Origin of the sequence: Polaribacter butkevichii (assembly GCF_038024105.1) — a bacterium.
GTDB lineage: Bacteria > Bacteroidota > Bacteroidia > Flavobacteriales > Flavobacteriaceae > Polaribacter > Polaribacter butkevichii.
In genome coordinates, this window is the sequence record NZ_CP150661.1 from 2,450,516 (window position 1) to 2,471,186 (window position 20,671).

A 20,671-nucleotide genomic window follows, 5' to 3' on the forward strand; every position below is an offset into this window, starting at 1 on the left:
ATGAAAAAATTAAGCTATTTACTTGTTGTTCTTTTTTTAGCTTCTTGTACCAGTAACACTATTTTTAAGAAACCAGAAGACCTGATTCCTAGAGATACAATGACGCTATTAATTAAAGACATGATGATTGCTTCTTCAGCTAAATTTGTGAAGAACAATAACGATCAAAAGAAAATTAATTACATGGCATTTGTATACGATAAGTATAAAATAGACAGTCTACGTTTTCAAAACAGTAATTTCTATTACACTTCTAAAATAGATTTGTATGAACAAATATTACAGGATGTTCAAAATAACTTAGACGAAAAAAAGGAATTTTATAGTGAAATAAGTGCTAAAAACGATTCTATTAGAAAAGATTCTATTAAAAAAGCAGCCGTTAATTTACGAAAATCAGATTCTATTAAAAACTCTGAAAACGAGTAAAATTATTGCAAACTCTTTTTATAACAACTTCTATTTTTTCAAACTGAAAAGATAAACTCTTTTCTACTTTTTCTGATGAATATTTAGATACTGAATGAGCACTTCTTGCAGAGTATTTACTTAATAAAGGTTCTTTTCTGGTAATTAAAGACAAAAACCAAGAAAACCTCCAAAAAATACCCGTTTGCCAAGGTTTTATGTTTTTTGTGGGTTGTTTTTTACCAAAATACTGAGCAATAGAACAAAGAATTTCTTTAAATGATTTATTTTCTGACACCAAAATAAAACGCTCATTTTTAATACTAGAATTCATTAATTGAATCATCACCTCAACGACATCTTTTACGCCAACAAAACCAGTAACTCCTTCTGTGTAATATTTGAAACCATTATAGACTTGAGAAAATAATTTACCCGAACCCGCTGTAAAAAAACCACTTCCTAAAATAACACCAGGATTTACAATAACCACATCTACTCCTTCTTGGCTTGCACGCCAAATTTCCATTTCTGCACCAAACTTTGTTATCGAATATCCACTATTATCTTCTTCCGGATTCCATTCATTTTCTTCGGTAATCAAACTTCTGTTTAAAGAATTCCCTACAGAAGCAATAGAACCTACAAAACAAATCTTACTCACTTTTGCATCAATAGCAAGATTTACAATAATGGCAGTTCCATGAATATTTACTTTTCGCATTTGTCTATAATCTCTCGGATTAAAAGAAATAAACGCAGCACAATGATACACTTTATCAACATCTACAAAAGCAGGAATCATAGCAGGTACCTCTGTAATATCAGCTTTAAACCATTCTATTTTAGAAACCAGCGTTACATCATCAGAATACAAAGAAAAAACTTTTTTTACGGCTTCTATTTTTTCTTCAGATCGATAAATAGCACGTACTTTTTCATCATTTTTAACTAAATGATACAATAAATGCGCGCCTACTAAACCTGTTCCTCCGGTAACTAAAATCATAGGGCGAATTTATGATTTTTTCATTGATAAGTTTATCTTTGCACAATGAAAATAGCAAATAATTAATTGCTAAACATGTCAAATTCAGCTTGTCGAAATTGATGATTTACAGTATCAATACAAAAAAACTTCGACAAGCTCAGTTTGACATTCGTATTTTGAATTGAATTAATTTAGATTTATAATGACAAATTTTGTTGAAGAATTACGCTGGCGTGGATTATTGCATGATATTATGCCAGATACAGAAGACTATTTATTAAAAAATAAAACTGCGGGTTATATTGGTTTCGACCCAACTGCAGACTCTCTACATATTGGTAGTTTGGTACAGATTTTCATTTTGAAACACTTTCAAAATGCGGGCCATAACCCTATTGCATTAATTGGTGGTGCTACAGGTATGGTTGGTGATCCTTCTGGAAAATCTGCAGAACGTAATTTGTTAGACGAAGCTACTTTAGCTAAAAATATTGCTGGAGTGAGAGAAAATTTAGAACGTTTTTTAGATTTTGATGCTACCGCAGAAAACAAAGCAGAACTGGTTAACAATTACGATTGGATGAAAGATATTTCATTAATCGATTTTGTAAGAGATACAGGTAAACACATCACTGTAAACTACATGATGGCAAAAGATTCTGTAAAAAAACGCTTGAGTTCTGAATCTTCTGTTGGAATGAGTTTTACAGAATTTACCTACCAATTATTTCAAGGATACGATTTTTATCACTTATACACAGAGAAAAATTGTAAACTACAAATGGGTGGTTCTGACCAATGGGGTAACATTACCACAGGTACAGAATTAATTCGTAGAAAAGCGCAAGGAAAAGCCTATGCAATTACTGTTCCTTTAGTTACAAAAGCAGACGGAACAAAATTTGGTAAAACCGAAGGTGGAAACGTTTGGTTAAATGCAGACAGAACTTCTCCTTACAAATATTACCAATATTGGTTAAATTCTTCGGATGAAGATGCAGAAAACTTTATTAAAAAGTTTACATTTTTAGACAAGGAAACCATAGAAAACTTAATTGCAGAACATACAGAAAACCCGCATTTACGTTTATTACAAAAGAAACTAGGAGAAGAAGTAACTATTTTAACACACGGAAAAGAAGCGTATGAAAATGCCCTAAAAGCTTCTAATATTTTATTCGGAAAATCTACAGCTTCCGATTTAAAATCTTTAGATGAACAAACTTTTTTAGATGTTTTTGATGGTGTGCCACAAGCAACTGTTGCCACCGTTGATGTAGAAGAAGGCTTAGATATGATTGGTGTTTTAGCCGCAAAAACAAACTTCTTAAAATCTAATGGAGATGCTAGAAGAGCTTTAAAAGAAAACGCAATTTCTGTAAATAAAGAAAAAGTAAAAGAAGATTATTCTATTACTAAAGAAGATTTAATTGCTAATAAATATGTGTTATTACAACGTGGTAAAAAAACATATTATTTACTAGTTGTAGAGTAACATTAACTTTATAAAACAAACAAAAAGAGCTGAATATTAATTCAGCTCTTTTTTTGTTACTACATCATTCACAATGTCCCCCGACAATGCTTTCAATCTTCATTCTTTATTAATTTTCAACCAGTTTTTATCTGCTTTTTCTTTAAGCTCCTCAGCGCCTTCTTTTTGCCATAATTCTAAAGTATTTGTACCCCAAGAATTGTAAAATAAATACAATTTACCATCTCTAATTTCAAACGTTTTTGGATCGATAGAAACCTTTTCGGCTTTAGCCCCAATAGCATAAGCACAATAACCACCGTAGGCAGGTATGTATTTTTTGGGTTCTTTTTTAAACGTTTCTAAATGTTCTTTTGATGAAAACTTAAACTGCACACCATCGTATATTGTACTAAATTTTTTATCTCCTTTTTCAGCTTTATTACCAAAATAAGAAACTACATCATACCCTTGGGCAACAAAGCCTTTTTTAATATTATAATCATGCTTTTGTCCGAATGCAGTAACTGATATCAGTAAAAAAAGAATCCCAATTTTTTTCATTATTTATTTTTTTTATATTTTAAAACTTCCCAATTCTCATCACCTTTCGCTTGTAATTCTTTGGTATTTCCTTCTTTCCAATCTTCTAACTTATTCCAAAAAAAAGAACTATAAAATAAATATAGTTTACCATCTCTAATCTCATAAGCTTCTGCATCTATGTACATTTTTGTGTTTTTTTCAGCAACAGCATACGCACAATATCCACCATATTGAGGCACATACTTTTTAGGGTTTTCTGTAAACATTTTTAAATGCTCATCAGATGAAAACCTAAATTTAGCACCGTCATAATTTGTTTGAAATTTATTTTTTCCTTCTACAGGTTTTTTATCTACAAAATAAGAAACTACATCGTACCCTTCGGCAACAAAGCCTTTTTTAGTATTATAATCTACCTGTTGTGCCGATAAAGTTGTTGAAATTCCTAAAAATAAGAATAATAAAAAATGCTTCATTCTATTAAATTTTATTGATAGTCGAATAATTACTCAACACATTACAGTAAATAATAAGAAAACCGTTAAGTTTAACAGTTTTTAAGAAAATATTTTAAAGTAATAATCAATTCTTGCGTGTTTTCAATATGACTCATGTGTCCGTCAGGAAAAACCACCAACTCCGCATTAATTTTTTTAGCTTCTACTTTAGAGATTTCTAAATCTAAAACAGGGTCTTTTGCCCCCATAATAATCATTTTTTTAAATTGACTATCTGCTAAAAAAGCATTCATATTCTCACGTAATTTCATACCTTCTTGCGCTGCAATATACCCTTGTAGCGAAGTTTGTAATGCTGCTGTTTTTACAGCTTCTATTTCTTCTTTAAATTTTGATAAATTTTCTTGATTAAATAAATTTGACACGGACATTTTAACCATGTTTTCAAAATTATTTTGCACCAATTTATTTGCCCTTGTTCTTATTTTTTTTCGCTCTTTAGAATCTTCATTAGAAGTTGAATTTAACAAGCACAATCCCTTTATTCTAGTAGGATTCATTTTGGCAATCGCTAAAGAAATATAACCTCCCAAAGAATGGCCAACCAAAATAAATTTTCTAATTTTTAAGTGCTTTAAAACCGCTTCTACAGTTTCAGAAAACAACTCCATAGCATGTACATAACCTAAACAATCAGACTTTCCGTGACCTAGTAAATCAATTGTAATTACTCTGTTTCTTTTGGTTAATTCAGGAGTAATTTTATCCCACATCGTGGCATTTTCTAAAAAACCATGAATTAGAACTACGGCAGTTCCTTTACCTGCATCAGTATAAGAAATCCTAGCTTTTTTATAATCTAAAATCATCGTCAATAAATTCGAAATTATTTAACCCTAACAGGGTTTGAAACCCTGTTAGGGATACTTAACAAAACCATATTATTCTAAATGTTTGACCATTTTTCTATAATAATACTATCAATTTTTTATTGGTGCGAATCTATAAAATTTTCTTTTGTATCAAATTGATAAATTACTTTATCTTTTTCAATCGCAGAATTTTTATCTGAAATTATAGAAAAGTAGGAACTCCAAGGGTAATCAGTCAATTTTTTAACAAAATCATGCTGAATAGGATTATTATGAATATATAAAATCAAATTCTTTAGATAGGTTTCATCTTTTAATTCTATTCTTCGAAATGGTTTTTCTAGCAAAGAACCATGCCGTTTATTTTGCTTATTAATAGCTTGTACATAGGCATTAAAAAAATGAGAAAATTGTTGAGATGGTTTTTTAGCTGCTTTTTCTGTATCAATAGAAAAGTAAGCACAAATTTCTGATTCAGTTCTAATTTTTACTAATAAATGAAAATGATTTTTTAACAAGCACCAAGCAAAGGTTTCCGCAACAGGAAAAATATATTTTTTATATAATTTTAAAAAATAGCGATAGTTTTCATCAGAATAAAACAAATCTTCACCATTAATTCCTCTATTATAAATATGATAGAAATAATCTAACTTAATGGTTTCTAATTCGCGCATTTTTTATTTTTATTCACACTAGTCTAAACTCCTTTTAGGACTCCTATAATATTTATAAAATATCATCTTTAAAGATATGAAAAATATGTATATTTCAAGGATAAAAATCACCTCAATAATGTACAACTTTAAACACGCAAGTATCTCCATTTTAGTACTATTAATAACCTCTTTTACAACCATTAATAGCAACGCACAAATACCAGAAAAAAATCTCGACAACTTAATTGAAAAAACCTTAAAAACCTTTGATGTACCGGGTATTTCTGTCGGAATTTTAAAAGACGGAAAAATAGTGTATGCAAAAGGACACGGAGTTCGTTCTTTAACTAATAAGAAAGACATGAATGAGAATACCTTAGTTGGTATTGCATCTAATAGTAAAGGTTTTACTTGTTTTGCTTTAGCAATGATGGTAGATGCTGGGAAATTAAATTGGGACGATAAAGTAAGAAAACACATTCCGGAATTTCAATTATACGACGCTTGGGTAACAGAACAATTTACCGTGAGAGATTTGGTAACACACAGAAGCGGAATGGGTTTAGGCGCTGGAGATTTAATGTTTTTCCCAGAAGGAAATGATTTTCATGTTGCTGATGTAATTAACAACGTAAAATACTTAAAACCAGAAACATCTTTTAGAAGCAAATTTGCATACAATAACAATATGTTTATTATTGCTGGTGAAGTTTTAAAACGTGTAAGTGGTCTTTCTTGGGAAGAATTTATTGAAACTAAAATCATGAAACCTGTTGGCATGAACAACAGTAAAGCATCTTACAATAGAGTTACAAATAGAACAAATATTATTGATGCACACACAAGAGCAGAAGGAAAAGTAATACAAATTCCGCACGATTGGAGCGAAACTGCAAATCCTGCTGGCGGAATTATGAGTAACGTAAACGACATGCTTACCTGGGCACAATTTTTAATGAATGATGCTGTTACAAAAAACGGAACACGTTTGTTAAGCGAAACTCAATTTCACGAACTTTGGCAATTACAAACACCTTTAAAGGTTAGAAAAAATGATACTTATAACTCTAATTTTAGAGGTTATGGTTTAGGATGGTTTTTAACCGATGTAAAAGGCGGTTACAAACAAGTATATCATACAGGTGGTTTATTAGGTACCGTAACTCAGTTTACGATGATTCCAGATTTAGATTTGGCAATTATTGTTTTAACCAATCAAATGAATGGAAGCGCTTTTAATACCGTTACAAACACAATTAAAGATGCTTATTTAGGTTATAACGATAGAAACTGGTTAAACAAATTAGGCACAAACAACACCAAGTATTTAAAATATAACGATAGTTTAAAAACAGCTATTTACAGCAAAGTAGAACTAGCTAAAAAAGACCTAAGCTTGCCTAAACCAAGTCAGATTGTTGGTACTTACAAAGACAATTGGTTTGGAAATATTATAATTTCTAATGACGGAACTTCTTACACTATAAAATGTGAACGTTCTTCTAAATTAGTGGGACAATTATTACCTTACAACCAAACTACCTACGTTGCAAAATGGAACAACAGAAGTTTTGATGCAGATGTTTTTGTAAACTTTACTTTTGATGAAAAAGGAAATGCAACAAATGCAACCATGAAACCTATTGCACCTATAACCGATTTTAGTTTCGATTTTGGTGATTTACATCTTAAAAAAGCAAACTAAATTGAATAAGACAAAAGAAATTTGGATTGCAGGTTTTGCATTATTTTCACTCTTTTTTGGAGCAGGAAATTTAATTTTACCAACATCTTTAGGCGTAAAAGCAGGACCCGATTGGTGGGTTGTTGTTTTAGGTTTTGTAATAACAGCCATTGCTATTCCTATTTTGGCAATTTTTGCACATGCAAGACTACAAGGAACTTTGTATGATTTTGGTAAAAAAGTTTCTCCGTTATTTAGCACCATTTATTGTTTTTTAATTTACATCATTGCCATTGCAATTCCGTCTCCAAGAACCGCTGCGGTAACACACGAAATAGCCATTCAGCCCTTTTTTGAATCGTCGGCATTGGTTACAAGTGTAATTTACTTTGTTTTGGTCTTTTTATTTGCCGTTAATCGCTCTAAAATAATTAGTTTAATTGGTCAGTTTTTAACGCCAATTATTGTACTTATTCTATTAATAATTATTGCAATTGCTAGCTTTACTTCACCTGGCACCATAAATCCTGCAGTATTTAAACATCCTTTTGTAGACGGAATCTTAGAAGGTTACCAAACTTTTGATGCCATTGCAGGTGTTATTCTTGGGGCAGTAATTGTAATCTCTTTACACTTGCGCGGGCATACCACTTTTGATGCAAAAAAAGAACTTGTTACCAAAGCAGGAATCATTGCAGGAGCAGGTTTGCTATTAATTTACGGAGGCTTAATTTTTAGCGGGGCTTTATTCTCATCAACTTTTGCTGAAAATGCAACAAGAATTGAAATTTTATCTGGATTAAGCACACTAACTTTAGGGCATTTAGGAAGCACTTTTTTAAGTGTTTTAGTTGCTTTAGCTTGTTTTACTACAGCAATTGGAGTTATTACAGGAACCGCAGATTATGTAAGAGGAATCTGCAATAATTCTAACACAGCTTATACAATTACCGCTGCTGTTTCTGCAGTTATAGGTATTATTGTTGGTAGTAACGATGTTGGTTTTATTATTGATGTTGCTGTACCTGCTTTAATGTTTGTATACCCTATAACAATTGTATTAATTCTACTAAATGTAGTGCCAGAAAAATATGCTTCTAAATTGGTTTTTAGAGGTGTCGTAATTATCACTTTTATTTTTAGTATTCCAGATTTTTTAGGGTTTATCATTCCTAGAGAAAACTTAACCGGAATTAAAAGCATCATCCCTTTTGCCGAACATAGTTTAGGTTGGGTATTGCCTGCTTTGTTGGGTTTTTTAGTTTTTAACCTTATTGTTTTTTCAAATAAAAAGCGTCTAAAGAATAGTTAAAAAAATAGCAAGTAATTTTTTGTTTCTATTTTTATGATTATTATAATATTTTTTATGCTTTGTGTAAAAAAAGAACGAGTTATACGACAGAGTTTTTATGAACAAGTATATCTTAACCTTATTCTTGGTTACTTCTGTTTTTATAAGTTGTAACAACGAAGATGATTCTTTTGACCCAAATGCAAAACGACTTCCTCCAGTTATTACTGCTCCAATTAATTTTGCAGACCCTAATTTAAATCAACAAGGTGTAGATTTATATAATAGATTAACTAATCTAACTCAAAAAGGCATAGCCTTTGGCCAACAACAACCTTTTGGAACAGGAAATAATTTTCCTGTTCTAAATAAACTAGAAAACGATTTTTTTGAAGTAGCAGGAGACCATCCAGCAATAGCAGGTTTTGATTTAGAATTGATAGGATTACAACCCGATATACAATCTAATACTGCTTTTCTTCTAGATGAATTTATAAATCAATTTACAGCGGCCATTATAAAAGCTCATGAAAATGGGAGTATTATAACCATAAGTTGGCATCACGTAAACCCTAACGGTTTTGGCACACCTAATGATGGAAGTTTTAACGATGTTGTAAAAGGTTTTTTAAAAGGAGGAGAATTTAGAGAAGTTTACATTAAGCGTCTTGCAAGAGCGGCAAGATTATTAAATAAATTAGTAGATGCTAATGGAAATTCTATTCCTGTATTGTTTAGACCTTGGCATGAAATGAATGGCGATTTCTTTTTTTGGGGAGAAGGTTTTAGAACTACTGAAGAATACATTCAACTCTGGAGAGATACTGTTCAGATTTTATCCGAAGATTTTAATGTTCACAATCTATTATATGTATATTCTCCCAATTTTGTTGCAAATCGTTCAGAATATTTAAGAAATTATCCCGGAGACGAATTTGTAGATATTTTAGGTATTGATATTTATGATTTTCAAAACAGAAAATTCTTATCTACTGCCTTAAGAAATTTAGAAATTGTAGAAAATATTAGTATTGAAAAAAATATGCTTTTTGCATTAACCGAAACGGGGTTAACCAATGTAGTTGATAACACTTGGTGGACAGAAAGTTTATATAAAGCTATTAGAGCTAGCAGTATTTCTTATGTTATGATTTGGCGAAACGATATGACTTCTTTTTTTCATGCACCTTTTTTAGGACATCCATCAGAAAATAATTTTAAAGAGTTTTTAGATAAAGAAGTGATACTTTTAAGCAAAGATATTTTATAAAGTAGCCTAAAAAGCATTTCCTATTTATGACAAAATTTACTGTACTTTTACTAATAATGAAAACCAAATAAATGGCAGTTCAAGACATTGTAAAATATTCCTTTAAAGAAACCTTTTCTGTAAGTACCGTTCAATTCGAAAAAGCATGTACAATAGATCATTCTGTACAACAAAACGCCTATTCTATTTATTGGATTCAAGAAGGAAGTGGCACCTACAATATCGATTTTGAAAGCTATACGTTTAACGACAATGTGTTGTTCTTTTTATCACCCGGACAAGTTTTTACAGTAGATTCCGAACAAATAAAAACAGCCTACAAACTTACCTTTGTAAGAGACTTTTATTGCATACAAACCCACGATACAGAAGTAGCTTGCAACGGAATTCTATTCAACAATATATATGAAACGCCGTTTGTAAAACCCTGCGAAAAAGACACCAAAAAACTCAACTTTATTTTAGAGGGTCTTATAGAAGAGTTTCAACAAAACGAAACTGCACAGTACGATATGTTGCAATCTTATTTAAAGCAATTTATTATTTCTTCGGTTCGTGTAAAAAAGGAAAACCATGTAATTAAAGAAGACACCGAAACCCGTCTTTTTAAAGATTTTAGTTTGTTGGTAGAACAGAATTTTAAAACCATGCACTCGGTAACAGACTACGCAAACAGATTGGGCCTTTCGCCAAAATCTATTAGCAAACATTTTCAGAAGTTGGGTGCAAAAACACCATCAGACTTTATTAAAAACCGCATTTTGTTAGAAGCAAAACGTCAGTTAATTTACACCGACAAAACGGTAAAAGAAATTGCTTTTGAGCTTGGTTTTAACGATCCTGCGTATTTTACGCGCTTCTTTACAAAGGCCATTTTAAAATCACCTTTGCAATTTAAAAAGGAATATTAGCTGGCTATTTATTTCCCTTAGCTTCATAAAACACAAAGTAACAAGATTGGTATTTTTTTATCCAGCTTTGTCATTTCGACCTTTTGAAAGAAATCTCATAAAGTTTGGTTGGCGCTGTGGTATCAACACTATGAAAATTCTTCTGAAACATGAACCAATAAGGTTTGTATTTTTTTATCCAGCTTTGTCATTTCGAACCTTTTGAGAGAAATCTCATAAAATTTGGTTGGCGCTGTGGTATCACTGTTATGAGATTTCTCCTATTGTCGAAATAACAAGTTTGTGGTTTATTGTTTTAGCTTCACTCAACATTTTTTAATTTTCTTGGGCGCGCCCTTATCAGGTCAGGCTTTCGCAACTCGCTTTTTAAAGTTTTATCAAACTTTAAAAGAGCTCAAACAACTTGCTCTATCCTTCACGCGTGCATTTTTGCTAACTTTTTTTGCCTTGTCCAAACAGTAGGAACTTTTGTCCATTTTTAAACCTCCATCTCGGTTGCATCTTTGCAGTGTGTAACAATAACAACACAACAACAAGATATAAATCCTGCTTTAGCAGCAATTAAAAATAAGAAAAAATGGAAATTCAATTAGAACAAACAGACTTTAACAATGTTATAGAAAATAACAGCAATGTATTATTAGATTTTTATGCAGACTGGTGTGGACCTTGTCAAACATTATTGCCAACCATCAACAAATTAGCAGACGAGTTACAGGACAACATTACCATTAAAAAAGTAAATGTTGATGAATACCCAGAAGTAGCAGCAAAGTTTAATATTAGAAATATACCAACATTAATTTTCTTTAAAGACGGAGCACCTGCAGACAGGCACACAGGTTTAATTACTGAAAGAAACTTAAGAAGTAAAATAGACCGCTTAAAATAAGCACTGCAATCATCAAAAAAAAAGACAACTTTTTAACGAGTCCAAATCAAAGGAACTTTTGTCCAATTTTTGAAGTCACTATCGGTTGCATCTTTGCAGAGTCAATTAATAACAACAAAAAAACAACAATTATGAAAACTATAGAAAACACACAATGCCCAAACTGTTGGGGATACCAAACATACGACGATCAAAACCCAGAACAACAACTTTGCAAATGCGAAGCTTAATATAAAAGCAACACAAAACAGTAATAATAAAACATTTTAAAAATAAAATTATGAGCACATTTAACGTACCAACAAAAAACGAAGTATCAGCAAATAACCAAGCAATTTTTACACAGTTAGAAAAAGGATTAGGTTTTGTACCAAATTTATACGCAGCATTTGCACACAGTGAAACTGCATTAGGTAACTTTTTAGCAATCGGAAACGGAAAAACTAGTTTTTCTGCAAAAGAAAAAGAAGTAATAAACCTAGCAGTAAGTCAAGTAAACAATTGTGTTTATTGTTTATCTGCACACACAGCAATTGGTAAAATGAATGGTTTTACAGAAGAGCAAATCTTAGAATTAAGAGTTGGTAAAGCATCTTTTGATACAAAATTAAACGCTTTAGCTAATTTTTCTAGAAGCGTAGCAGAAAACAGAGGAGCAGCAACACCAGAAGCAGTAGAAAACTTATACGCAGCAGGATATACCAAAGGAAACTTGGCAGATGCAATTATCTTAATAGGAGAAATTACCATTACCAACTACTTTCATAAAACAACAGATGTTGCCGTAGATTTCCCTGTAGCACAAGCATTAGAAGTAGCAACAATTTAATAAACAATCAATTTTAATAATAATTAGTAATACACAACAATCATGAAAAAAGTAATCGCAATTTTAGTAGTAGTTTTAGGTTTTGCATTTAGTACAAATGCACAAGAAGCAAAAACAGTTTCTTTAGAACAAACAAAAGGTGAGTTTACTCAGAAACAACTTACATTGTCTGAAGGGACTTATATTTTTGAAGTAGCAAACAACAATGTTGGTCATAATGTAGGTTTTGTTTTAGCTCCAAAAGCAGATGTAAAAGCGCACATTAAAAACGCGTATGTAACTGCACAAGTAAAAAACAACACAAAAGAAACTTCTAAAGAAGTAACACTTACAAAAGGAGAATATGTTTATTTCTGTCCTTTAAACCCAACACCACAATATACGTTAATAGTAGAATAATTTCTTTATTCAAATTAGGGGAAGGGCGAGCAGAAATGCTCGCCTTTTTTGTGTTTATACACTAAAATTTTTCTGGCACAAAAGTTTGATAATCCATAGGTGGCCTAACATACGCTTTACCATCTGGTAACGGTGGAAGCTCTATAGGTTTTAAATCCATTTTTTTATACGGAATTTTACTTAACATATGACTTATACAATTTAACCTTGCTCTCTTTTTATTCTCGGAGTTTACCACAAACCAAGGCACTTGCTTGGTATCTGTATGCGCAAACATTTGATCTTTTGCCTTAGAATATTCTAACCAACGAGAACGAGATTCTAAATCCATCGGGCTAAATTTCCATCTTTTTAAAGGATTAGAAATACGGTTTTTAAAACGTCTTTCTTGTTCTTCATCACTTACAGAAAACCAGTATTTTAAAACAATAATTCCAGATCTAACCAACATACGTTCAAACTCTGGGCAAGAGCGTAAAAACTCATCATACTCATCATCGGTACAAAAACCCATTACTTTTTCTACACCTGCTCTATTGTACCAACTTCTATCAAACAACACAATTTCTCCTGCTGCAGGTAAATACTGCACGTAACGCTGAAAATACCATTGCGACTTCTCTTTTTCTGTAGGCACACCCAAAGCAACCACTTTACAAATTCTAGGGTTTAAAGGCTCTGTAAAACGTTTTATAGTTCCTCCTTTACCAGAAGCATCTCTACCTTCAAAAAGCACCACTACTTTTAAACCTTGGCTTTTAACCCATTCTTGCATGTGTACTAATTCTGTATGCAAAAGGGTTAATTCTTGTTCGTAATTAAATTTCTTTTTTTTACCGTTAGATGAAGTTTGTTTTTCCATTTAGGCAATTTACAAAATTTTTAAAAAAATGAAACAGAATTGTTTTTAGGCGGCTATTTTAAATTAATTATAAATAATATTTAGGCACAAAAAACGTTTTCTTTTTCATCAAAAATAAATACCCTATTTTTGCGTTTCACATAATTACGTAAAAAAATAAATTTTTGTTAAACTACTACTCATATCCACATACAGAATCTAAAGAATGGGTAACTTTTGTTCATGGAGCAGGAGGCAGTAGTTCTATCTGGTTTAAACAAGTTAGAGATTTTAAAAAACATTTTAATGTGTTAATTTTAGACTTACGTGGTCATGGAGATAGCAAACCAACCTTAAAAGATACTTTTAAAGCAAAATATACTTTTGATTCTATTACGGCAGATATTGTAGAAGTAATTGATCATTTAAAAATTAAAAAATCTCATTTTATTGGTATTTCTTTAGGAACCATTCTTATTAGAAATCTTGCTGAAAAAAGACCAGAATTGGTAAAAAGCATGATTATGGGAGGCGCTATTATAAAAATGAATTTCCGCTCTCAAGTATTAATGAAAGTAGGTAACATTTTTAAGTCTGTAGTACCGTATATGCTTTTATACAAACTCTTTGCATTTATTATCATGCCAAAGAAAAATCATAAAAACTCTAGATTGTTGTTTGTAAACGAAGCTAAAAAATTATATCAAAAAGAATTTTTACGCTGGTTTAAATTAACCTCAGAAATTAACCCACTTTTACGCTTTTTTAGAACAAAAGATATTAAAATTCCTACACTATACGTAATGGGAGCCGAAGATCATTTGTTTTTACCTTCTATAAAAAACATTGTTGCCAAACATGTAACTTCATCACTTTTTGTTATAGAAAATTGTGGTCATGTTGTTAATGTAGAGCAACCAGAAATGTTTAACAACCAAACAATTCGATTTATATCCTCTTTAAGAGCATAATTAGCTGTTCATTTTCTTTTATTATACAAATTTGATTTTAACTTATTTTACTTAAAATTGGTTAACCAATTGACGTAAATATGGCTTTTTTATTCAGTTTTTATTTTTATTAAAAGAGCTGTTTAAAAATCAAAACAGCTAAAAACCCTTTAATACAAAGGGATTAACATTATTACATCTTCAATAATACCTCAATATAATTAAAATAAAACAACGCTTTAATTCTTTTATATAAAGTATATTTGTTTTATAAAATCTTTTATTATGAATCAGATAATTACATTTGGAGAAGTTTTAATGCGAATTTCTCCTTCAGGAAATAAAAAATTTATTCAATCTAACCAAGTAGAATTTTATTTTGGTGGTACAGAATTAAATGTTGGTATTTCTGTATCAAATTTTGGAGCAGATGTAAAACATATTTCATGTGTTTCTAATGATTTTATAGGTGATACAGCAATTTCTTTTCTAAGAAAATTTGACGTTAGTACTTCTGCAATTGTTCGTTCTAATAGACCTTTAGGTGTTTATTTTTTAGAAGTTGGTGCGGTTATGAGACCTAGTTCTATTTCTTATAACAGATCTCACTCTTCTTTTTCTGAAATTCAACCAGAAATGGTTGATTGGGAAAAATCTTTAAAAAAAGGAAAATGGTTTCATTGGACAGGGATAACACCTGCGCTTTGTAAAGGTGGTTATGAAACTTTAAAAGAAGGATTAATTCTTGCTCAGAAAAAAGGTATGGGAATTTCTGCGGATCCAACGTACAGAAGTGGTTTATGGAAATGGGGTGGAATTCCAAAAGAAATTTTATCTGAATTAGTTAATTATTCTACCGTTTTTATTGGGGGTGTAAATGAAATAAATGAACTTTTAGACACCAATTTTTCTTATTCTAATGAAGATTTTATTGAAGCTAGTAAGCAATTAATGGAAAAATATCCTACTATAGAAAAAGTGTTCGACAAAATAAGAACTTCTATTAATTCTTCTTGGCATAAAATTAGAGCAAGAATGTGGAATGGTAAAGAGTTTAAAGAAACCCAAGATTTAGACATAACACATATTGTAGACAGAATTGGTACTGGTGATGCTTTTGCTGCTGGAATAATTCATGGTTTACAAAAATTTGATGACTTTAAAACTATGGAATTTGGTAGTGCAGCTTGTGCTATTAAACATACCTATTTAGGCGATATTAATTACGCAAACGAAAAAGAAGTAATGAGTATTTTAGAGGGAAATACTACTGGTAGATTACAGAGATAATAACAAGCAATATATATCTATACAAAAAAAGACAAACTTATACGTTTGTCTTTTTTTTTGTATAAATTAATTATTTAAATTAAAGTTTAAATAAAGAGAGAATGATTGTTTTGGAGTTACATTTCCACCAAATAAATCATGAGTTATTGGTGCTGTATAATTTGCGCCAAAAATAAAATCTTTAGTCGTTATTTCTGCTCCAAAAGTACCATTAAAGATGTTTCCTTCGGTTTTATCAATCTTTTCGCCATACTGCTCTATTTTGTTATAAACATTGCCAGAAAGCCCTACAAATGGCAAAACCATGTATTTTTCTTTAGAAATTGCATAAAAGAAATTAGACGCATAACTAAACTGGTTTCCAAACTTATAATCATTTTTATTTTCTCCTTTTAAATAATACGTTAACGTACTATTTATACCAAACTTATCTGCACCATAACTGTGAGAAAGTGCCAAAATTCCATCAAAACTTCCAGATCCTAATTGAAAACCTGGGTTTACTCTATCTGTAAGCACTTGTTGAAATTTACCTGTAGGGAGCTTGGTACCCAAACCAATTTCTAAAGAATGACCAGAAGGTTCTTTAGCCACAACGGTGTATAGTTTTTCTTTTTCTTTATCCTTTTTTTTATAAAATCTAATTTTATACCACCCCATAATTGTAGCATCTCCTAAACCATTTATATGCTCATTTCTATCTGTAAATGCTCTATTTAAATCTTGATAAGGCAATATGGCACTCACATAAAAATTTTCACTTACAGGGACTCTTCCCCAAAGTTGATACGTATGAAAGGTTTCTTTACTTACAGGTGAGTTGGTAAAAATACCATCTTTAGATTCGAAACTTTGATAAATATAACGCAACCCAAAAAAACTAGCATTATTTAAAGTTCCTAAACCAAAACTACCACTTGTTGTAGAACAGCCGCACAAATCGCAAGCATGCGTTGCTTTAATATTAGAAAATAAAATTAAAAAAAGAGCAATTATAAGTGTTTTGTTTTTTATGTTAATATTCTGCAAATCGTTCATCATTTAAAAATGTATTGTCTGTTAATGTTTTTAAAAAAGCAATTAAATCTTCTTTATCTTTTGTAGTTAAATCGATCCCCAAACTACCATCGGCTTTTATCAATAAAGGGTCTACCACACCTCCGTTTTCTGTTATTCCATCCGTATAAAAATTAAGAACATCTTCTAAAGTACCAAACCTACCATCATGCATATACGGAAAAGATTTTTCTACATTTCTTAAACTAGGCACTCTAAATTTATAAAGATCTTCTACAAAGCCAGAAACGCGTTTTCTACCTTCTTCTTCTGGATATCTTGGATTTTCTGGAATTCCGTTATTTCGATATGTTTTATCAGAAAATAAGGCTCCAGAATGGCAAGCAGCACATTTATTTTTAAAAATTTCGAATCCGTTTTTTTCTGAATCTGTAAATTCTACATTATCTTCATTTCTAACTACTTTATCGTATTTAGAATCTCCAGAAATCATCGTAACCATAAATTGAGAGAGTGCTTTTAACATTCTTTCTGAGGTTACTTCGGCATCGCCAAAAGCATTGGTAAATAAAGTATTATACTCTGAGTAAGAATTTAGTTTTGCTAAAATAGAAGGAATGGTTTCATTCATTTCTACCTCGCTAGTAATTGGTATTATAGGTTGCAGATCTAAATGAATTGCTGCTCCATCCCAAGTAAACTCACTAAAAAAAGCTAAATTTTGAATAGGTTGTGCATTTCTAAAACCAATTGCACCATCAACACCATGACTAACCGTATGACCATGATGTGTAAAAGCAGAAGCTTGTTCATGACAAAAACCGCACGCAATAATTCCGTTAGAAGACAATCTTCCTTCATAAAAAAGTTTTTTACCTAAAGCAACACCTTCTTCTGTTAAAGGATTTTGCTCTAAATTATATGCTATTTCAGGAAAATTACTCGGTATTTTTAAAGCTAAGTTTGTAGGGATTGCCACATATTCTTCCTCATCGTTAGAACAAGAAACAAATAAACAAACCCCAAAAACAAGTAGGATTATTTTTTTCATACATAAATGATAAAACGCAACTAAAAATTTTCTAGTTACGTTTTATATAAATTAGATTAATTATGCACGTGATCTACCGTAAACATACCATTAATATTGGTTGCAATTTGTGGCGATTTTACACCATCTACATGAATCTGAGGTGCATCATCTAATAAAAATTCTGTAGTGCCAGATAACACCTTAGAAACATTTGCTATAAAGTGAACCTCTGGAGTTAAATCTGTTCTAACTCTTGCTGTATTAGGCAAATCTAGTGTAACCTCTTTATAATTATCTAAAGAAGTACCGTGGCTACCCATATGAAAAGCAAAAGCAGTTGCTGTAGTTGTTGTTTCTGAAGTATATGCTCCTTCATAAACAAAAAACTTATACCCAGCTTGCCAGCTCCACATCATACCTTCTTCTTGAGCTATTGTTAAGAAATCTCCTTGTCCGGTTGCTCCTTCTAAGTATTTTTCTTGATCAACTCCAATTCCAAAAGTTACTTTTGTGTAATTTGCAGCAGGAACATTTGCTAAGTTTACAAATTGAGAAGCTACATCTTCTTCACTTACTATAAAATAAGAATCGTTTTTGGGGTAGGTAAAAACCGTTCCGTTTTCATCTTCTAAACGAATATTACTAACAATGTATTTTACTTTAGAAATGGTAATATCTTCGGTTGCATTAGCATCATAAGTAGTGCTGTTTATTAACAAATCAGACGTATTATAAGCATTGTCAAACTCTAAAATTAATGCTCCTTCTCCACTAATAAGTTCTTCGTCATTATTAGACGTACATGATGATAAAGTTACTGCTACTAAAAAAGCAGCTATATATTTTGTGATTTTCATTATATTGGTTTTTAGCGCCTTATATTTAAAGCACTTGGTTTCATAAATAAATGATAGCATAGTGTATTTGGTAGTAATTAATACAATTACCACAAAAACACATTACTAAAATGATTGTAATGTTTATTGATTGTTTGTTATTTATGAAAGAAAATCAGGTGGCTCTTCTAAAGAACCAATAAGCGTAATTGGATGTAAAGTGGTTAATTTCCAATTATCTTTTATTTTTATAAAAAGAAGTTTTTTAATAGAATAGCTGTAGTCATTTTCTTTAAAAACAGGAAAAAATGCTTCCGTTATCATGTGTACACCTTTTGTTTCTCCGTTATCAAAATCTACCTTGGGTGCAATTTGTTTTGCTAAATGACATTTTCCGTTACACTGTAATTCTGGCTTGTCTTTATTTACACAGTAGGTTTCTATTATATAATTAAGATTTAGCTCAAAATAGGCTATATAACCAATAGAATATATTGGCCTAAAAGCAAAGGCTATAAAAATTAATATGCAAACTGTTTTTTTCAGAAAATTCGACTTTCGGCAAATATAATATAGGTTTCTTACAATTAAGAATATTTGTTATAAAATTTAAACCATAAAAAAAGCGAGTTGTACAACTCGCTTTTAAATATTAATATTAAGAATTAACCTTGCATTAAATCTTCTATCTCTTCTGCATCTATAGGTATGTTTCCCATTAAGTTAAACGGTTCTCCTTTTTCTTGCACCACCACATCATCTTCTAAACGAATTCCAAAACCTTCTTCTGGAATATAAATTCCTGGTTCTACGGTAAACACCATATTGGCTTCCATTGGCTTGTGTAACAAACCATAATCATGCGTATCTAACCCCATGTGGTGCGAAGTTCCATGCATAAAATACTTTTTATATGCTGGCCAGTTTTTATCTTCATTTTGCACATCTGCTTTGTCTAACAAACCTAATTTTAGCAATTCTGCAGTCATAATATCACCAACCTCAACATGGTATTCTTTCCACAAAGTTCCTGGTACCAATAATTTTGTAGCTTCTTTTTTAACATGGTGTACTGCGTTATAAACAGCTCTTTGTCTATCAGAAAACTTACCAGAAACAGGTACTGTTCTAGATAAATCACTTTTATAATTTGCATATTCTGCCGCAATATCAAACAGAATTAAATCGCCAGCTTTACACTCTTTATTATTTTCTATATAATGTAAAACATTTGCATTGTTACCACTTGCAATAATTGGCGTATAGGCAAAGCCTTTAGACCTATTTCTTACAAACTCATGTAATAATTCTGCCTCAATTTCATATTCCCAAACACCTGGTTTTATAAAAGGTAAAATTCTACGAAATCCTTTTTCTGTAATATTACATGCCTTTTGTATTAAATCTAACTCAATAGTATCTTTTACAGAACGTAATTTATGTAAAATAGGACCACTTTTTGCAACACCATGTGCAGGATATTTAGCCAACAACCACTTTGTAAAACGATCTTCACGAGTTTCTGTTTCTACATTTGCTCTATAATGCTCGTTTGTGTTAATGTAAAAAGTATCTGCATATGTAGAAAGTTCAAATAATACTTTTTCTAAATCTTGCAACCATAAAACTGTTTTAATACCACTTGTTTCAAAAGCAGCTTCTTTAGTTAATTTAGCACCTTCCCAAACCGCAATATGGTCATTGGTTTCTCTAACAAATAATATTTCTCTATAAGCTTCGTTAGGACAATCAGGAAACAAAAACAATACACTTTCTTCTTGGTCTACACCACTTAAATACAAGATATCTCTGTGTTGTTCAAATGGCATTGTACTATCTGCACTAATCGGATAAATGTCATTAGAATTAAAAATTGCCAAACTATTTGGTTGCATTGCAGCCATAAAGTTTTTTCGATTTTTTATAAATAATTTTGAGTCTATTTTATCGTATTTCATACTGATGAATTTATGTTTACTAACAAAGGTAGCAATATTTAGGTAGCTACAATTTCACTATT

The 20,671-nt window shown here is 31.0% G+C and carries 22 protein-coding genes; 11 read left to right on the forward strand and 11 right to left on the reverse strand.

Features of this window, described 5'->3' with window-relative positions; all coding sequences use genetic code 11:
- Positions 1-429 (forward strand): DUF4296 domain-containing protein, encoded by a 429-nt coding sequence (locus tag WG951_RS10405; RefSeq protein WP_105050609.1) that lies wholly within the window; start codon positions 1-3, stop codon positions 427-429.
- Here WG951_RS10405 and WG951_RS10410 read toward each other — a convergent pair.
- Positions 407-1,417 carry an NAD-dependent epimerase/dehydratase family protein gene (locus tag WG951_RS10410; RefSeq protein ID WP_105049866.1) on the reverse strand — a complete coding sequence of 337 codons (1,011 nt, stop codon included), beginning with the start codon at positions 1,415-1,417 and terminating at the stop codon, positions 407-409. The genes WG951_RS10405 and WG951_RS10410 overlap by 23 nt on opposite strands.
- 184 nt (positions 1,418-1,601) lie before the next feature.
- On the opposite strand from WG951_RS10410, the gene tyrS reads away from it, so the two are divergent.
- Positions 1,602-2,894: a tyrosine--tRNA ligase gene (tyrS, locus tag WG951_RS10415; protein ID WP_105049865.1), complete on the forward strand. Its 1,293-nt coding sequence runs from the start codon at positions 1,602-1,604 to the stop codon at positions 2,892-2,894.
- A gap of 99 nt (positions 2,895-2,993) precedes the next feature.
- On the opposite strand, the gene WG951_RS10420 is transcribed toward tyrS, so the two are convergent.
- The 4 genes from WG951_RS10420 to WG951_RS10435 form a co-directional block, all read right to left on the reverse strand.
- Complete coding sequence (locus tag WG951_RS10420; RefSeq protein ID WP_105049864.1) at positions 2,994-3,437, reverse strand: YHS domain-containing (seleno)protein; 444 nt, start codon at positions 3,435-3,437, stop codon at positions 2,994-2,996.
- Positions 3,437-3,895 (reverse strand): YHS domain-containing (seleno)protein, encoded by a 459-nt coding sequence (locus WG951_RS10425; protein ID WP_105049863.1) that lies wholly within the window; start codon positions 3,893-3,895, stop codon positions 3,437-3,439. The genes WG951_RS10420 and WG951_RS10425 overlap by 1 nt, the downstream gene beginning before the upstream one ends.
- A gap of 71 nt (positions 3,896-3,966) precedes the next feature.
- The gene (locus tag WG951_RS10430) at positions 3,967-4,746 is read right to left on the reverse strand and encodes an alpha/beta fold hydrolase (RefSeq protein WP_211296741.1); all 780 of its coding nucleotides are present in this window, start codon (positions 4,744-4,746) and stop codon (positions 3,967-3,969) included.
- Positions 4,747-4,865: 119 nt separating this feature from the next.
- Entirely contained in the window at positions 4,866-5,426 is a 561-nt protein-coding gene (locus tag WG951_RS10435; RefSeq protein ID WP_211296740.1) for a hypothetical protein, read from the reverse strand.
- A gap of 118 nt (positions 5,427-5,544) precedes the next feature.
- Here WG951_RS10435 and WG951_RS10440 point away from each other — a divergent pair, with 118 nt between their 5' ends.
- From WG951_RS10440 to WG951_RS10470, 7 genes are all read left to right on the forward strand, one after another.
- A complete protein-coding gene (locus WG951_RS10440; protein WP_105049861.1) occupies positions 5,545-7,113 on the forward strand; it encodes a serine hydrolase in 1,569 nt (522 codons plus the stop codon).
- A 1-nt stretch (position 7,114) separates the two neighbouring features.
- Positions 7,115-8,404 (forward strand): branched-chain amino acid transport system II carrier protein, encoded by a 1,290-nt coding sequence (gene brnQ, locus WG951_RS10445; RefSeq protein WP_105050608.1) that lies wholly within the window; start codon positions 7,115-7,117, stop codon positions 8,402-8,404.
- 97 nt (positions 8,405-8,501) lie between these two features.
- Complete coding sequence (locus WG951_RS10450; RefSeq protein WP_105049860.1) at positions 8,502-9,653, forward strand: glycoside hydrolase family 26 protein; 1,152 nt, start codon at positions 8,502-8,504, stop codon at positions 9,651-9,653.
- 71 nt (positions 9,654-9,724) lie between these two features.
- The gene (locus WG951_RS10455; RefSeq protein WP_105049859.1) at positions 9,725-10,564 is read left to right on the forward strand and encodes a helix-turn-helix domain-containing protein; all 840 of its coding nucleotides are present in this window, start codon (positions 9,725-9,727) and stop codon (positions 10,562-10,564) included.
- A gap of 577 nt (positions 10,565-11,141) precedes the next feature.
- The gene (gene trxA, locus WG951_RS10460) at positions 11,142-11,456 is read left to right on the forward strand and encodes a thioredoxin (protein WP_105049858.1); all 315 of its coding nucleotides are present in this window, start codon (positions 11,142-11,144) and stop codon (positions 11,454-11,456) included.
- A gap of 280 nt (positions 11,457-11,736) precedes the next feature.
- Positions 11,737-12,285, forward strand: coding sequence for a carboxymuconolactone decarboxylase family protein (locus WG951_RS10465; RefSeq protein ID WP_105049857.1), 549 nt, complete (start codon positions 11,737-11,739; stop codon positions 12,283-12,285).
- Between the two features lie 42 nt (positions 12,286-12,327).
- A complete protein-coding gene (locus WG951_RS10470) occupies positions 12,328-12,684 on the forward strand; it encodes a cupredoxin domain-containing protein (protein WP_105049856.1) in 357 nt (118 codons plus the stop codon).
- Positions 12,685-12,745: 61 nt separating this feature from the next.
- Here the strand turns inward: WG951_RS10470 and ppk2 are convergent, their stop codons facing one another.
- Positions 12,746-13,546 carry a polyphosphate kinase 2 gene (ppk2, locus tag WG951_RS10475; RefSeq protein WP_105049855.1) on the reverse strand — a complete coding sequence of 267 codons (801 nt, stop codon included), beginning with the start codon at positions 13,544-13,546 and terminating at the stop codon, positions 12,746-12,748.
- A 164-nt stretch (positions 13,547-13,710) separates the two neighbouring features.
- Between ppk2 and WG951_RS10480 the strand changes: the two genes are divergently transcribed.
- Both WG951_RS10480 and WG951_RS10485 read left to right on the forward strand, forming a co-directional pair.
- Entirely contained in the window at positions 13,711-14,496 is a 786-nt protein-coding gene (locus WG951_RS10480; RefSeq protein WP_105049854.1) for an alpha/beta fold hydrolase, read from the forward strand.
- Between the two features lie 264 nt (positions 14,497-14,760).
- Positions 14,761-15,765 (forward strand): sugar kinase, encoded by a 1,005-nt coding sequence (locus WG951_RS10485; RefSeq protein ID WP_105049853.1) that lies wholly within the window; start codon positions 14,761-14,763, stop codon positions 15,763-15,765.
- Between the two features lie 66 nt (positions 15,766-15,831).
- Here WG951_RS10485 and WG951_RS10490 read toward each other — a convergent pair whose 3' ends face one another.
- The 5 genes from WG951_RS10490 to WG951_RS10510 all read right to left on the reverse strand — a co-directional run bounded on the left by WG951_RS10490 (position 15,832) and on the right by WG951_RS10510 (position 20,609).
- Complete coding sequence (locus WG951_RS10490; protein ID WP_105049852.1) at positions 15,832-16,806, reverse strand: hypothetical protein; 975 nt, start codon at positions 16,804-16,806, stop codon at positions 15,832-15,834.
- On the reverse strand, positions 16,781-17,833 hold the full coding sequence (locus WG951_RS10495) for a cytochrome-c peroxidase (RefSeq protein WP_105049851.1): 1,053 nt from the start codon (positions 17,831-17,833) through the stop codon (positions 16,781-16,783). The genes WG951_RS10490 and WG951_RS10495 overlap by 26 nt, the downstream gene beginning before the upstream one ends.
- Positions 17,834-17,889: 56 nt before the next feature.
- A complete protein-coding gene (locus WG951_RS10500; RefSeq protein WP_105049850.1) occupies positions 17,890-18,672 on the reverse strand; it encodes an MbnP family protein in 783 nt (260 codons plus the stop codon).
- Positions 18,673-18,813: 141 nt separating this feature from the next.
- A complete protein-coding gene (locus WG951_RS10505; RefSeq protein ID WP_170062918.1) occupies positions 18,814-18,975 on the reverse strand; it encodes a hypothetical protein in 162 nt (53 codons plus the stop codon).
- A gap of 341 nt (positions 18,976-19,316) precedes the next feature.
- On the reverse strand, positions 19,317-20,609 hold the full coding sequence (locus WG951_RS10510) for an aminopeptidase P family protein (protein WP_105049849.1): 1,293 nt from the start codon (positions 20,607-20,609) through the stop codon (positions 19,317-19,319).
- Positions 20,610-20,671 lie beyond the last annotated feature (62 nt).